This window comes from Pectobacterium betavasculorum, from assembly GCF_000749845.1.
Lineage (GTDB): Bacteria > Pseudomonadota > Gammaproteobacteria > Enterobacterales > Enterobacteriaceae > Pectobacterium > Pectobacterium betavasculorum.
Genome location: NZ_JQHM01000003.1, coordinates 330,689 through 343,941, shown reverse-complemented (window position 1 = coordinate 343,941; position 13,253 = coordinate 330,689). Strand labels below are relative to the sequence as shown.

The 13,253-nt window shown below is 53.5% G+C and carries 12 protein-coding genes; 3 read left to right on the top strand and 9 right to left on the bottom strand.

Annotated elements, in window-relative coordinates:
- Positions 1 to 11: 11 nt before the first annotated feature.
- From lplT to KP22_RS11525, 7 genes are all read right to left on the bottom strand, one after another.
- Positions 12 to 1,235, bottom strand: coding sequence for a lysophospholipid transporter LplT (gene lplT / locus KP22_RS11550; protein WP_039324380.1), 1,224 nt, complete (start codon positions 1,233 to 1,235; stop codon positions 12 to 14).
- Positions 1,232 to 3,433, bottom strand: coding sequence for a bifunctional acyl-ACP--phospholipid O-acyltransferase/long-chain-fatty-acid--ACP ligase (gene aas, locus KP22_RS11545; RefSeq protein ID WP_039324377.1), 2,202 nt, complete (start codon positions 3,431 to 3,433; stop codon positions 1,232 to 1,234). The genes lplT and aas overlap by 4 nt, the downstream gene beginning before the upstream one ends.
- 392 nt (positions 3,434 to 3,825) lie before the next feature.
- Entirely contained in the window at positions 3,826 to 3,969 is a 144-nt protein-coding gene (locus tag KP22_RS22760) for a hypothetical protein (protein ID WP_231566885.1), read from the bottom strand.
- A gap of 2 nt (positions 3,970 to 3,971) precedes the next feature.
- Positions 3,972 to 4,739: an FCD domain-containing protein gene (locus KP22_RS11540; protein ID WP_039296655.1), complete on the bottom strand. Its 768-nt coding sequence runs from the start codon at positions 4,737 to 4,739 to the stop codon at positions 3,972 to 3,974.
- 135 nt (positions 4,740 to 4,874) lie between these two features.
- Positions 4,875 to 5,192 carry a PTS sugar transporter subunit IIB gene (locus KP22_RS11535; RefSeq protein WP_039306520.1) on the bottom strand — a complete coding sequence of 106 codons (318 nt, stop codon included), beginning with the start codon at positions 5,190 to 5,192 and terminating at the stop codon, positions 4,875 to 4,877.
- Between the two features lie 29 nt (positions 5,193 to 5,221).
- On the bottom strand, positions 5,222 to 6,658 hold the full coding sequence (locus KP22_RS11530; protein WP_039324375.1) for a glycoside hydrolase family 1 protein: 1,437 nt from the start codon (positions 6,656 to 6,658) through the stop codon (positions 5,222 to 5,224).
- A 24-nt stretch (positions 6,659 to 6,682) separates the two neighbouring features.
- The gene (locus KP22_RS11525; protein WP_039306516.1) at positions 6,683 to 8,020 is read right to left on the bottom strand and encodes a PTS sugar transporter subunit IIC; all 1,338 of its coding nucleotides are present in this window, start codon (positions 8,018 to 8,020) and stop codon (positions 6,683 to 6,685) included.
- A 286-nt stretch (positions 8,021 to 8,306) separates the two neighbouring features.
- Here KP22_RS11525 and KP22_RS11520 point away from each other — a divergent pair, with 286 nt between their 5' ends.
- Complete coding sequence (locus KP22_RS11520) at positions 8,307 to 8,651, top strand: PTS lactose/cellobiose transporter subunit IIA (protein ID WP_039306514.1); 345 nt, start codon at positions 8,307 to 8,309, stop codon at positions 8,649 to 8,651.
- Positions 8,652 to 8,784: 133 nt separating this feature from the next.
- On the top strand, positions 8,785 to 9,831 hold the full coding sequence (locus KP22_RS11515; RefSeq protein WP_039324373.1) for a LacI family DNA-binding transcriptional regulator: 1,047 nt from the start codon (positions 8,785 to 8,787) through the stop codon (positions 9,829 to 9,831).
- A gap of 70 nt (positions 9,832 to 9,901) precedes the next feature.
- On the opposite strand, the gene lysA is transcribed toward KP22_RS11515, so the two are convergent.
- The gene (lysA, locus tag KP22_RS11510) at positions 9,902 to 11,164 is read right to left on the bottom strand and encodes a diaminopimelate decarboxylase (protein WP_039324371.1); all 1,263 of its coding nucleotides are present in this window, start codon (positions 11,162 to 11,164) and stop codon (positions 9,902 to 9,904) included.
- A gap of 120 nt (positions 11,165 to 11,284) precedes the next feature.
- Here lysA and KP22_RS11505 point away from each other — a divergent pair, with 120 nt between their 5' ends.
- Positions 11,285 to 12,208 carry a LysR family transcriptional regulator gene (locus KP22_RS11505; RefSeq protein WP_156107277.1) on the top strand — a complete coding sequence of 308 codons (924 nt, stop codon included), beginning with the start codon at positions 11,285 to 11,287 and terminating at the stop codon, positions 12,206 to 12,208.
- 32 nt (positions 12,209 to 12,240) lie between these two features.
- Here the strand turns inward: KP22_RS11505 and KP22_RS11500 are convergent, their stop codons facing one another.
- Positions 12,241 to 13,149 carry a LysR family transcriptional regulator gene (locus KP22_RS11500; protein ID WP_039324366.1) on the bottom strand — a complete coding sequence of 303 codons (909 nt, stop codon included), beginning with the start codon at positions 13,147 to 13,149 and terminating at the stop codon, positions 12,241 to 12,243.
- Positions 13,150 to 13,253: the final 104 nt, after the last annotated feature.

Sequence of the window (13,253 nt, the reverse complement as noted above, 5' to 3'; positions counted from 1 at the left end):
TTTCACCCTTCCTATTTTGCACCGGCGGAACGCGCACGGCGCTTAGTCAGGATTAGCGATGCCCACAGCAACGCAATCGCCAGCGCAAACAAGACGCCAAAACCAATCCCGATCGCGATAACCGAGACGCCCAGTTTCACCACCAGAGAATAGAGCCCCAGCATTAACAGCATAGCGCCGTTCTCACCCAAATTCTGTACGGCAATCGCATTACCCGCACCGACGCTGGCTTTCCCACGTTCCTGCAACAGCGCATTAAGCGGAACAATGAAAAACCCACCCAGCGCCCCCAGCAAAATCAGCAAGGAATAGGCGCTAAGGAGATTATGCTGAAGTGTGAAAATCACCACGACCACGCCGATCAAGAATCCCGCAGGCAGGCAGCGTCGTACATTATCAAGCGTAACCAGTCTGGCAGCGCCCCCCGCCCCCAGCACGATCCCAACGGCGACCATCGCATTAAGCAGCGTCGGCGTCGCGTTATCGATAATGCCGAGCGCATGCGGCACCCACAGTACCAGCAGAAAACGCAGCGTCACGCCCGCGCCCCAGAACATGCTGGTGCCAATCAACGAAAGCCGAGCATCACCATCGCGCCACAGCACCCGACAGGCGGAAAAGAAGCTGCTCGCCATCTGTACCGGATGCCACGGCTGCCCTGGACGGGCGGCGTTGAGATGTGGGATCAACATATTCGCGCCCAACGCCACGCCATAAGCCACCGCACAAATCGACAGTGCCGCGTAAATATTCCAGTCTGCCAGCACGCCACCCGCCACTGAGCCGGTCAGGATCGCTGCAATGGTCGAGGCCTCCATCAATCCGTTGGCTTTGACCAACTGATCGCCACGCGTGATCTCACCCAGAATGCCGTATTTCGCGGGTGAATACGCGGCAGCACCAATGCCCACCAGCGTGTATCCCAGAAACGGATTACCGCCCACGCAAATCAGCAGCGCTCCCGCCAGTTTCAGGGTATTGGCGAACATCATCACCCGCCCTTTGGCGAAGCTATCCGCTATTTGCCCGACAAACGGTGCTAAAACGATGTATGCAGCCACAAACCCCATCTGCAAAAACGGCTGGCTCCAGTCGGGATACACCAGCTGTTTGATCAGCGCTAACGTAGCAAACAGCAGCGCGTTATCACCAAACGCGGAGAAGAACTGCGCGATAATCACCGCGCTCATACTGCGCGACAGCAAAGGCGTCGCGGGTTCAGTCTGTTGACTCATGCACTAGGCTCCGACGCGTTAGTAACGGATTGTTCGACGAGCGATGATTCGTCACTTCGCTCTTCAGCCATTTGACGTAGCGTGACAAAGTCAGGCTTACCGCTGCCGAGTAACGGTAATGCTTTCACGTAGCGAATATCACGTGGCACCGCCAATTCTGGCACCCCGCTGCTGCGGGCTTGTGCAAGCAGCACGTCACGGGTTATCTGACTGTCCGTTGTAAACAGCACCAGCGCTTCACCTTTACTGCTGTCGCTCTTCGCACTGGCTGCATGTTGTGCCTCCGGCGATACTTTAACTGCAAGCTGTTCCACACTCTCGAGCGAAACCATCTCTCCTGCGAGCTTGGCAAAGCGCTTCACGCGGCCAATGATGGTGCAGAACCCTCTTTCGTCCAGTTCGACAATATCGCCAGTGTCATACCAGCCCTGCTGCAATTCACCTTCGGCGTTTTCTGCCGCTGGCGTCTCCAGCACGCCGGGGTTTTCCACCCGCAGATAGCCTTTCATGATATTCGGCCCACGCAATTGCAGACGGCCACCGCGCGTAATACCCGGCACCGTAATCAAACGCGATTCAATTTCTGGTAATAGCAGGCCGACGGAATGGATTTTCGTCGCCATCGGCACGTTGATCGCGACTACCGGTGCGCACTCGGTCACACCATAGCCTTCCAGAATGCGGATACCAAATTTGTCCTGCCAGACCTGACGTGTCGTCTCAGACAGCTTTTCAGCCCCGGCGACGGCATAGCGCAGACGAGCAAAATCATACGGGTGAGCAAAACGCGCATAGTTACCTAAAAAGGTAGATGTTCCAAACAACACGGTACAGTTCTGGTCGTAAACCAGTTCCGGCACGATGCGATAATGCAGTGGGCTGGGATAGAGGAACACGCGAGCGCCCGTCATCAACGGTGTTAATAGACCAACCGTCAGGCCAAACGCATGGAACAGCGGTAGCGCAGACATAAAGCGGTCACGCGGGGTGAAATCCGCCACGGTACGAATCTGCTCAACGTTCGCTAGCAGACTGTCATGGGAATGCACCACACCTTTCGGATTCCCCTCAGAGCCGGAGGTAAACAGCACAATGGCCGCATCGTCGGGCTTCTGTGGCAACATCGCACGGGCAGGAAACAGCAGATGAAACAGGATCCACAGCTTATCCGTCAGCGTCACGGTGTCTTTCAAATCTTCCAGATAAACCCAGTTAGCCTCGCTGACTTGCTTCGGTAGATCCGTCAGCTTACCCTTTTCAAGAAACTGGCGAGAGGTGACGATCGTTTTGATCCCTGCCGCTTTCATTGCGCTTTGTAGCCCTTTCGCGCCAGCGGTGTAGTTCAGCATCGCGGGAATACGGTTACGCAGCGATGCGCCCAGGATTGATGCCGCAGTAATGGTCGCATTGGGCAACAGCATGCCGACATGTTCATCGGCGCGAGTGAAGCGCTGCAAGATGCGCGACACACCCAGCGATTTTTTCAATAAGCCCTGATAGCTGTCTTCGTTAAATGAGATATCCGCAATGCTGGCAGAATGCCGTCCATAACGGGATCTCGCCGCCAGAAATGCCTGATACAACGTATGCTGCGGACGCGTTTCCATCCGCGCTTTCATCATAATTTGGTGCAAGCGTTCACCGGCCAGTGCGCGACGTGCTCTGGCGCTGCTGGCTTCCGGCATCGGCAATGTGGTCGGTGGCAAATAGGTGATAGTAATCTGTGGGAGGCAGCGGCGTTTAAATACGCCCGCCAGCCGACCGAACGGTGTGAATTCAGCGCCATCAATACGCACGGGGATAATCGTTGCCCCGGATTTCGCTGCGACAAACGCCGCGCCGCTGTAAATCTTCATCAGCGATCCGGTGACGCTAATGCGCCCTTCGGGGAAAACCACGACAGGCTGGCCGCGTTCTATTACCTTGATTAGCCCTTTGATCGCCAGAGGTTTAGTGGGATCCAATGGCACAAAATCGATATAAGGTTTTAGCCACCGCATAAACCAGCGATCGGAAATGGAGGAGTACACGGCAAAAACCGGTTTTATCGGTAAGAATAACGCCAGTAGGACACCATCGAGGAAAGAGACGTGATTGGGGGTGATAAGCAATTTGGATTGCTGAAACTGGCTGCTGTCGCCCTCGATCCGGATGCGGTACAGACGCTGGAACACCCAACGTAACAGGGTATGAATCATGCCTTCTCCCAATAGACAGATAAACGGGCAGCTTGCTAGAGCGCAAAAACCACCGAGCGATACGTCAAAATACTATATACATATCATACTTCAAGTTACGGATACGCAGCTTAACGTGAAGATGGCCGTCAGCACATCATTCGCATAGCATTAAAATCGCAGGAGATAGCAAAAGCAGGAAATTCAGGCAAAAAAAACCTACGCATCCGCGTAGGTTGGTGTAATCAAATGATTTCAATGTACAGAGTACATCGATGTATCACCAATCAATACCTCTGGGACTTGTTACTCTAAGGATCGCCACTTATCTTCACCAGCGATGAATCGAAAGACTTATTCTATAAGTGCAACCAACTGTAAAATTCTGGTGAATCATGTAAGGCCGCAGCCCTTTAGCGCGTTTTTCTAGCGTGATAGCGGCAGGCGAACAACCTTTTCCAGATAATCCAGTCGATCACCTGTTCCTGATGCTGGGGATAATCCGCCAGATAAACAATATTCGCAAAAGCCGTGTTCGCCAAAGCCGTGTCCGCCATGACTACACCAGCTTCCCTTGAAAAATCGGCACAGAATCAAATAAGTAGCCGTCGAACTCCGGCGCGTCGGCGTCAGAGATTTCCATCAGCGTATTTTTGACATTTTCAAGGTGCTGCCACATCGCCTGATAAGAGCCAGACACATCGCGACGCCGCAGTGCCGCCAGAATAGCCTGATGATCCGCCAGCCATTTCAGGCGATACCCTTGCGTGCCAACGTGAGTATAAAGCTGCTGCCAGAGCGCGTTATCGTCACGGCACGCCCAAATATTGCTGACCGTTTCCAGTAGCATCTGGTTTTGCGTCGCGCCAGCAATTTGCAGGTGAAATAGGCGATCGAAATCACCGCGGTAATCTTTTACGGCAATCGCGGCCTGCTCTTGCTCCAGTATTTTACGCAGGTTTTCGATATCCGCCCGCGTTGCCATGCGTGCCGCAAATGCGGCGATATTGCTTTCCAACAGTTGGCGCGCTTGTAGCATTTCAAATGCGCCGATATGATTTTTGGCGCTGTCTGCCGCATCGTCTTCATCGGGAATACGCAGAACATAAACCCCGGAGCCCTGACGAATATCAACCGTACCTTCCAGCTCAAGCATCAATAGCGCTTCACGCACTATCGTCCGGCTAACGCCATAGGTTTCCGCAATATTTCGTTCAGGAGGAAGGCGCGATCCGACAGGGTAATCCCCTGACTGAATCTTCTGGCGCAAATCACAGCCGATTTCCTGATATTGCTTCTTCTCTTGCAGAACCACATCCTTCGCCACGCTTTCACCCTACATACACTGTCACCCTGAGCACGGGCGTCAGGCCCGCTCTGATTTTGCCCGTCATACTTCAAGCTGCATGTACGTTGGCTTCTCTTACTCACCCCAGCCACGCACTGACGTCGCGGCGGTGCGTTAGTCTACCAAACTCAGCGCCTGATCCAGTACTTTTGCACCATTTAATGTGCCGTAAGCGACAGAGTCGATCACCGCGATAGGTATCTGATAGCTATCCGTTAGCTTTTTATTTTCGTTAAGTTTGAAGCGCACCTGCGGCCCCAGTAGAACCGCAATAATGTCGCTGCCGAACTCCTGTAATTCATCCCGCAGATTTTGTTCCGGGATTGCGTAGATCTTAAACGTCATTCCCCGCGCTTCCGCTTCCTTCTCCATCTTGGTGACCACCAGTGAGGTCGACATGCCAGCCGAGCAAGCCAGTACGATTCTTTTCATATTCCGTTCCTCATTTTGGTTATCTGCGCCTATTTCTCTTCATCATCCAGCGTCAATTCAAGCCGACGCGTGTCGTGTAGCTGACGAAACCAGGCAGCGGATTTTTTCGGCCGCCGTTGTCGATCCTGTTCCAGATCAATTTCGATCAATCCGTAGCGGTTTTTAAACGCATTCATCGGCGAGACATTGTCGGTAAACGCCCACAGCATATAGCCTCGGCAGTTTGCCCCCTCTTCCTTCGCCTTCAGCGTCCAGTAAAGATGCTCCGCAATAAACGCAATGCGGTAATCATCCTGAATCACGCCCGCCTCGTCTTTAAAGCGTGCCTCATTCTCGATACCGATGCCGTTTTCCGCCACAAACCACGGCGCATTGTCGTATTCGTGCTCTATACGCTTCGCCATGTCGTAAATGATTTTGGGATTGATCTCCCAGCCGCGCGAGATGTTCATACGGCGTCCCGGCAGCTCAAAATGCTCGTAGTAATAAGCAGGATGGAAAGGCGTCTCCTTGTTCCATTCACGGCCAGGCGCTTTTACCCGGTGCGGGTAATACAGGTTAATCCCCACCTCATCAACCGTGTTATCGCGGATGATCGCCAGCTCTTCTTCCGTGTAATCCCACTTCACCTGATGCTGCGCCAGTAGCGCTACCAGCTCCGCCGGATATTCCCCTTTCAGCGCCGGATCGAGGAAAACGCGGTTATAGAACAGATCGTAAAGGTGTGCCGCTTTCACATCATGCGCCGCACGGGATCGCGGATACGTGACTTCAGGGTTGAGGATCACGCCGATCGAGCCGCCGTCTCGGTCATAACCCTTCTGCCGAAACCGCTGTACGACTTTTGCCGTCGCCAGATTCTTATGGTGATTCCACTGCATCCACGTGTGCGTGTTCTGCTCATAAGGGTAGCGTAGCGCATCAAGATAAACGCGCGTCTGCACCACAATCGGCTCATTGAAGGTAAACCAGCGCTTCACCTTTCCGGCATAACGGGCGAAAACGGCATCGGCGTACAGCACAAACCATTCCACCACCTGCTTTGATGACCAGCCTTGATACTTCTCCAGCAGGCAGGCGGGCAGTTCGTAATGTTCAAGGCAGATCATCGGTTCGATCCCCTGCCGATGCATTTCATCCAGCAGATTATCGATGTAGGCCGCATACTCCTCATCGACGATGCCTTTCTCATAATCCAGCATAAAACGTGACCAATTGATCGACGTACGATAGTGCGTCAGCCCCGCCAGTTTCATCAATACCACATCTTCCCGATAGCGGTTAAAGAAGTCCGTCGCTTTCGCCGGACCATACCCGTTATGCCACACCTGACGATCCTGCTTGTACCAGAGATCCAGATAGGAATCCTGCCCTGCCTTCTTGCCGCTCCACCCTTCTGTTTGCCATGCCGATGCCGCCGCGCCCAGAATAAAATCAGGGGGAATAGTCAGTGAAACCTTACTCATGCGTTACCTCTCTTTTTGCCCGTTTCAGGCTTTTTCCGCTGCGGCCTGCTTTTCCGCTTCCAACTGCGCTAACTCGGCGCGGCGAGACGCGACTTTGACAAACGGCAGGTAGATCAGCATCGCAACGATGATGCACACAATCTGCGTCGCGACCGCTCCCATTGAGCCCGCCGTCGACAGCCAGGCGTTAATGATTGGCGGCGTCGTCCACGGCACCATCACCACGGCTTTACCGGCAAACCCCATACTGGTGGCGAAATAACCAATCGTGCCGGTCACTAACGGTGTGATAATGAAGGGAATAGCCAGAATCGGATTAAGCATAATCGGCATACCAAAAATCACCGGCTCATTAATATTGAACACGCTGGGGCCGAAAGAGATTTTGGCAATTTCTTTCATCTCTTTGCGTTTAGACGCAATCATCACCGCCATCAGCAGGCCAATCGTCAAACCGGAACCACCGATGCTCATGTACACATCCCAGAACGGCATGGTGATAATATTCGGCACTTCCAGTCCCTGCTCGAACGCCGTCATGTTGACGGCAATCGCCCCCAGCAGCAGCGGTTCACGAATCGGTTTAATCATCTGGTTGCCGTGAATCCCGATCACCCAGAACAGCTGTGCGACGAACATCAGCACCAGTAAGCCAGGCAGGCTTTGTACGACGGACTCCAGCGGCTGTTGCACCACCTGATAAACGGCGTCATACAGGTACATACCCGTCACGCGGTGAAACACAAACCCAAAGGTGGCGATAGCAACCACCGTGATGATGGAAGGAAACAGCGCAGAAAAAGAGGCTGCAACATTAGGCGGCACGCTGTCCGGCATTTTAATCCGCAGCCGATCGACGCTTTCTAGCCGGGTATACATTTCTACTGACAGGATGGCGATGAACATCCCCAGAAATAGGCTTTTGGTATCGGAAAACTGTTTCGCCAGCACGTCTTTGACCACCATCATCTGCCCGTTCACGGCCATTTCGATGGTGGTTGGCGTAACGGCAATAAAGCAGATCACCGCCAGCAGGCCGGGAAACAGCCCACGTGAACCGTTAATTTTCCCAAGTTCGATACCAATCAGAAAGACGGCACCGATAGTCAGAAAGCTGAGCGTGGCGTAGTTAATGCCGCTCATGATTGGCTTTAGCTCCGCCAGGAACGAAAACATGGAAAAACTGGCCAGACCATTTTTCGGATCCATCACCATGTTGGAGATCAGAACGGAAAACGCGCCGACGATAATGACGGGCATCAGCGTAATAAAGGATGCCTTAATCGCCATGATGTAACGCAGGCTATTAAATTTATTGGCGAAGGATCCCAATGAATCAATCAGTTGGTCCTTAAATGACATAACACCACCTCTTTGATCATCATATTGTTATATCGCGTGTTATACGCGGGATGGCCGTTACGCGCAGGGTAAATGCAGGTACCGCGCTTTCGCGTTTGGCATACCAAAAATCAACCATAATGAATTATTTTTCTGTGACATATTTCTCACAAGACAATATTGGAATTCCAATATGATGAAAATGTGATTTTTGGCATGCCATATATTCTTAGCGATATACATTCTCAGCCACATAAATTCTCAACCAACATGGGCTGCTTTCCTGACCGTGATAAGGAAACCGACAATGAAAGACACAGAGAACCTCCCTGAATTCGATATGGAACAAACCGTTATGGAGTTGCTGATCAACGCGGGTGAAGCACGCTCAAACGCCATGATGGCCATTCAGGCCGCGCGCCAACGGGAGTGGCAACAGGCTGATGAGCTGCTCGCTGCGTCACAAGAGGCGGCGCGTGCCGCCCACCGCGTTCAAACACGGCTGATCGGTTTGGATGAAGGAGAAGGAAAGGTGCCCGTCAACCTGATCATGGTACATGCTCAGGATCATCTGATGACCGCTATGCTATGCCGGGATTTGGCGGAAGAGATTGTCTTATTACGGCAAGAAATAGCGACATCACAAAACTGACAAAAATCAGGTTGAGAAACGAACATCGGGCGTTAAATCCGACAATATGCCTGTGGTATCATGTCGTATGATGTTCGTAACAAGGATGGATAGGCGCTTTCAGCCCGTCATCATACTCAATTAAGGTGCAGCGATGAAAACCATGCTTGAGGTGGCAAGACGTGCAGGGGTGTCTAAAGCGACCGTCTCCAGAGTGCTAAACGGCACGGGTCAGGTCAAACAGGCAACACGCGATGCAGTATTTCAAGCTATGGAGGAGCTAGGCTACCGTCCTAACTTTCTGGCGCGTTCGCTGGCTCGTCGTACCTCAAACAGCATTGGTCTCGTTATTTCCAATTTTGACGGCCCCTACTTTGGCCGCCTGCTGCGCCGTGCTACGGATATCGCAGAAAGCAACGGTAAACACCTCATCGTGACTGATGGGCATGATACACCGGAAGATGAGCATCGGGCGGTACAACTTCTGTCTGACAGACAATGCGACGCCATTATCCTCTATACCCGCTATATGTCCGAATCGGACCTCATGACGCTGCTCGACACGCTATCCATTCCGATGATCGTGATGAATCGCGATCTGCCACAGGCACGGGAACGCTGTATTTTCTTCCGCCAACAGCAGGCCGCATTTGACGTGGTGAATTACCTGATCGAACAGGGTCACCGTGAGATCGCCTGCATCACCGCTCCAATGCAAACGCCGACGGCACGAGCACGACTCGCAGGCTATCAGCAAGCCTTAATCGCCCATCAGATCGAGGTTGAACCGCGCCGGGTGGCATATGGCACCAGTATGGTCGCCAGCGGCTATCAGGCGGCACGCCAGTTGCTGAATAGCGGCATCAGTTTTAGCGCGCTGTTTGTCAGCAACGATGACATGGCGATTGGCGCGATGAAAGCGCTATACGAAGCAGGGAAAAGATTGCCGCAGGATGTCTCCGTCTTCGGCTTTGACGATGAACCCTGCGCGACCTACCTGCACCCTTCACTTTCCACCGTCTACATGCCGATTGAAGAAATGGCCGCTACCGCGATTACGCAAGTACTGGATCTGATCGCAGGCAAGGACGTCAAACCGCTGCAACCTTTTACCGGCGAACTTAAGCTGCGCGAATCGGTACAGAAAGGGCCGTATTACGCACAGCAAAATTACGTCCCGTGCAAGGGTTCGCCTCTTTAGCCATACTCAATCAACATTGTTCGGGGGAAAAGCAGGACGCCTTTCCCCCGACACAGTCGAACCATGTCGATTAAAGCGCTTCCAGCGCCAGCAACTCTTCCAGCGTCTGACGACGGCGGATCAGGCGCGGTTCGCCGTTTTCAAACAGCACTTCCGGCAACAGCGGACGGCTGTTGTAGTTAGACGACATGGATGCGCCGTACGCACCGGTGTCATGGAAAACCAGATAGTCACCAACCTGTGCATCCGGCAACGGGAAAGTTTCCACACCGCCGCCCGCCTGCTGGGTAAACACATCGCCGGATTCACACAGCGGCCCTGCAATCACGCTGTCGCGCAACGTGGACTGGCTGATATCACGGCCATCGCCCGACAACAGCGAGACATGATGATAGCTGCCGTACATCGCCGGACGCATCAGATCGTTAAACCCAGCGTCAACCAGCACAAAGTGGCGGCTGCCCATGGATTTTATCGCTCGAACTTCCGCCACCAGCACGCCGGATTCGGCTACCAGGAAACGTCCGGGTTCGATTTCGAGCGTAACTGGATGGCCGAGATGCGCGGCAATTTCCTCACGCGCCGCGTTCCACAGCCCATAATAGTGTTCAGTATCAATCGCCTCTTCGCCGTGGCGATACGGAATCGACAGCCCGCCGCCCGCTGAAATCGCCTCGATATCCTGACCCAGCTCAACAACCTGCTGCACCATCGCCTCGCACACCTGTTCCAGGTGGCCGTAATCGACACCGGAACCAATATGCATGTGGATTCCCACCAGCTTCAGTTGATAGCGCTGAATGTGCGCCAGCGCCAGCGGCAAATCGCCGTACCAGATGCCGTGCTTGCTGTTCTCGCCACCGGTGTTGGTTTTCTGGCTATGGCCATGACCAAAACCCGGATTCACGCGCAGCCACACCGGATGCCCCGGCGACTGCTGCCCAAGCTGTTCCAGCATATCGACCGAACCGGCGTTCACCGGAATGTTCAATTCGGAAACGCGTTGCAGCGTCGGGCGATCCAGCAGATCGGCAGTAAAGACGATCTCATGAGCGTCAGTGCCCGGTACAAACCCTGCGATCAGCGCCCGCTCAATTTCCCCCAGCGATACCGAATCGACTTTCACGCCTTGCTCACGCATTAAGCGCAAAATGTGCGTGTTGGAACACGCCTTCTGTGCGAAGCGAATCGTATCGAACTGGCGCAATTGGGTGATGCGATTAACGATAGTCTGCGCGTCATAGGCCCAAACTGGGCAGCCAAAACGGGCAGGCAGTTCACGCAGGCTTTGCGCGTTGAGGGCGTGAGTGGTGTCATTCAAATCGTGAGGCATAAATAATTACCGATTTACAGGGTTAAGCGTGATTGAGCATCACTATAAAAATAACCTTAAAGGTAAACAAATATCGTTTTTAGCAGACTCTATTCATCTATGATATGGATAGGGGGAAACATAATGACAATATCTTTACGGCACATCGAGATTTTTCATGCGGTCATGACCACGGGTAATTTGACGGAAGCCGCTGCCTTGCTGAACACGTCGCAGCCGACCGTCAGTCGCGAACTGGCACGCTTTGAGAAACTGATTCAGATGACGCTATTCGAGCGGCTGCGCGGCAGGCTTTACCCGACGGCGCAGGGATTACAGCTGTTTGAAGAAGTGCAGCGCTCTTACTATGGGCTAGATCGCATCATCAACGCCGCCAGCGATATTCGCCGTTTTCAGCAGGCTCAGCTTTCCATTGCCTGCCTGCCCGTGTTCTCACAGTCGTTGCTGCCTGATGCCTGCAAGCCGCTGCTGGCACGCTACCCCCAGCTTAATCTGCACATTATTCCGCAGGAGTCACCGCTGCTGGAAGAGTGGCTGTCCGCGCAGCGTCACGATCTGGGCTTAACGGAAAATACTCTTACGCCAGCCGGTACAGAACGACAAACATTGATGTTGTTAAATGAAGTCTGCGTGCTGCCAGCCGGGCATCCGCTGGCGCAAAAATCGGTGCTTACGCCGCAGGATTTTGCCAATCAGCCCTTTATCAGCCTGTCGAGCGCCGACAGCTATCGCCAATTGCTGGATACGCTATTTCAGGAACAGGGCGTGTCGCGCCGAATGGTGCTGGAAACTCACAGCGCGGCGTCGGTATGTGCAATGGTGCGGGCGGGCATCGGGCTTTCGATCGTCAACCCACTAACGGCGCTGGATTACGCGGTGTCTGGCGTGGTCGTACGGCCTTTTAGTATTGATGTGCCTTTTACCGTCAGCCTGATTCGTCCACTGCACCGCCCTGCATCGTCGCTGGTCGATACCGTCATTGAGCAACTAAAGCAATACGCCGCAGGCGTGCCTTCACGTTTAGAACAGGTTTTGCAGCAGTGATGCTTCGAGCTTGATTCGGCTTACTTCACCGATTACTGCGTCAGCCCCCGCCAGCGCGGATCGTGAGCAAACCAGTCAACCAGAAAATCCAACAGGGTACGCAGCGCGGCAGGCATCTGGCGGCGCGAGGTGTAAATACCATAAATCCCCATCGCCTGCGGACGATATTCCGGTAACAGCGCCACCAGTTGTCCAGTCGCGAGATAAGGCATCACAGAATAGCGCGGTTGCAACGCAATTCCCGCCCCTTCCAACGCCCCCGCCAACAGCACCAGCGACTCGTTCCCGCTGAGGTTTCCGCTGACAGGTATGGTAAATTTTTCATCACCGCGGGAAAAATGCCACAGGCTTTTGCCAAAATAGGTGTAGGTCAGGCAGTTATGAATAGAGAGATCGGTAAGCTGTCGTGGAATACCGTGCTCATTCAGATAAGAGGGGGAAGCACACAGTACTGACTCACAGTTTGCCAGCGGTCGAGCAATCAGATTGGGATCCAGTTCATTGGTAATGCGCAGCGCCAGATCGATACGTTCTTCGACCAGATTCACCGAGCGGTTATTCATTTGCAGATCGATAGCGACCTGAGGATGCCGCCGCAGGAAAGCCGTTATTGCCATGCCAACCACCCCCTGCGCCAGCGACTGCGAACAGCTAAGACGCAGCAAACCGCTTAACGCTGCATCGTCGGTATCGGCCTCGACGCGCATATCTGCCGTTAGCGCCAGCATGTCCCGGCAGCGCGCCAGCGTTTTTTCACCCGCATCCGTCAAACTCAGCTTGCGCGTGGTGCGGTGCAATAGCCGAGCCCCTGCCCACGTTTCCATCTCTGCCAGATAGCGCGTTACCATCGCCCGGGACATGCCCAACGTCTCTGCCGCCGCAATCATGCTACCGCGGTCTATAATCGTCACAAACACTTCAGCAGCCGTAATGCGATCCATAAATTAGTCCGTTTCATGCAACAAACAATTGCCGATTTTGCGGTTTTTCGCGCGATTAATGCAACATAACATGAACCCACTTTCTGTCATACCTGTGGAGTATC

Coding starts and splice junctions, on each gene's coding strand:
- lplT (WP_039324380.1), bottom strand. CDS start 1,235: ATGAGTCAACAGACTGAACCCGCGACGCCTTTGCTGTCGCGCAGTATG.
- aas (WP_039324377.1), bottom strand. CDS start 3,433: ATGATTCATACCCTGTTACGTTGGGTGTTCCAGCGTCTGTACCGCATC.
- KP22_RS22760 (WP_231566885.1), bottom strand. CDS start 3,969: ATGGCGGACACGGCTTTGGCGAACACGGCTTTTGCGAATATTGTTTAT.
- KP22_RS11535 (WP_039306520.1), bottom strand. CDS start 5,192: ATGAAAAGAATCGTACTGGCTTGCTCGGCTGGCATGTCGACCTCACTG.
- KP22_RS11530 (WP_039324375.1), bottom strand. CDS start 6,658: ATGAGTAAGGTTTCACTGACTATTCCCCCTGATTTTATTCTGGGCGCG.
- KP22_RS11525 (WP_039306516.1), bottom strand. CDS start 8,020: ATGTCATTTAAGGACCAACTGATTGATTCATTGGGATCCTTCGCCAAT.
- KP22_RS11520 (WP_039306514.1), top strand. CDS start 8,307: ATGAAAGACACAGAGAACCTCCCTGAATTCGATATGGAACAAACCGTT.
- KP22_RS11515 (WP_039324373.1), top strand. CDS start 8,785: ATGAAAACCATGCTTGAGGTGGCAAGACGTGCAGGGGTGTCTAAAGCG.
- lysA (WP_039324371.1), bottom strand. CDS start 11,164: ATGCCTCACGATTTGAATGACACCACTCACGCCCTCAACGCGCAAAGC.
- KP22_RS11500 (WP_039324366.1), bottom strand. CDS start 13,149: ATGGATCGCATTACGGCTGCTGAAGTGTTTGTGACGATTATAGACCGC.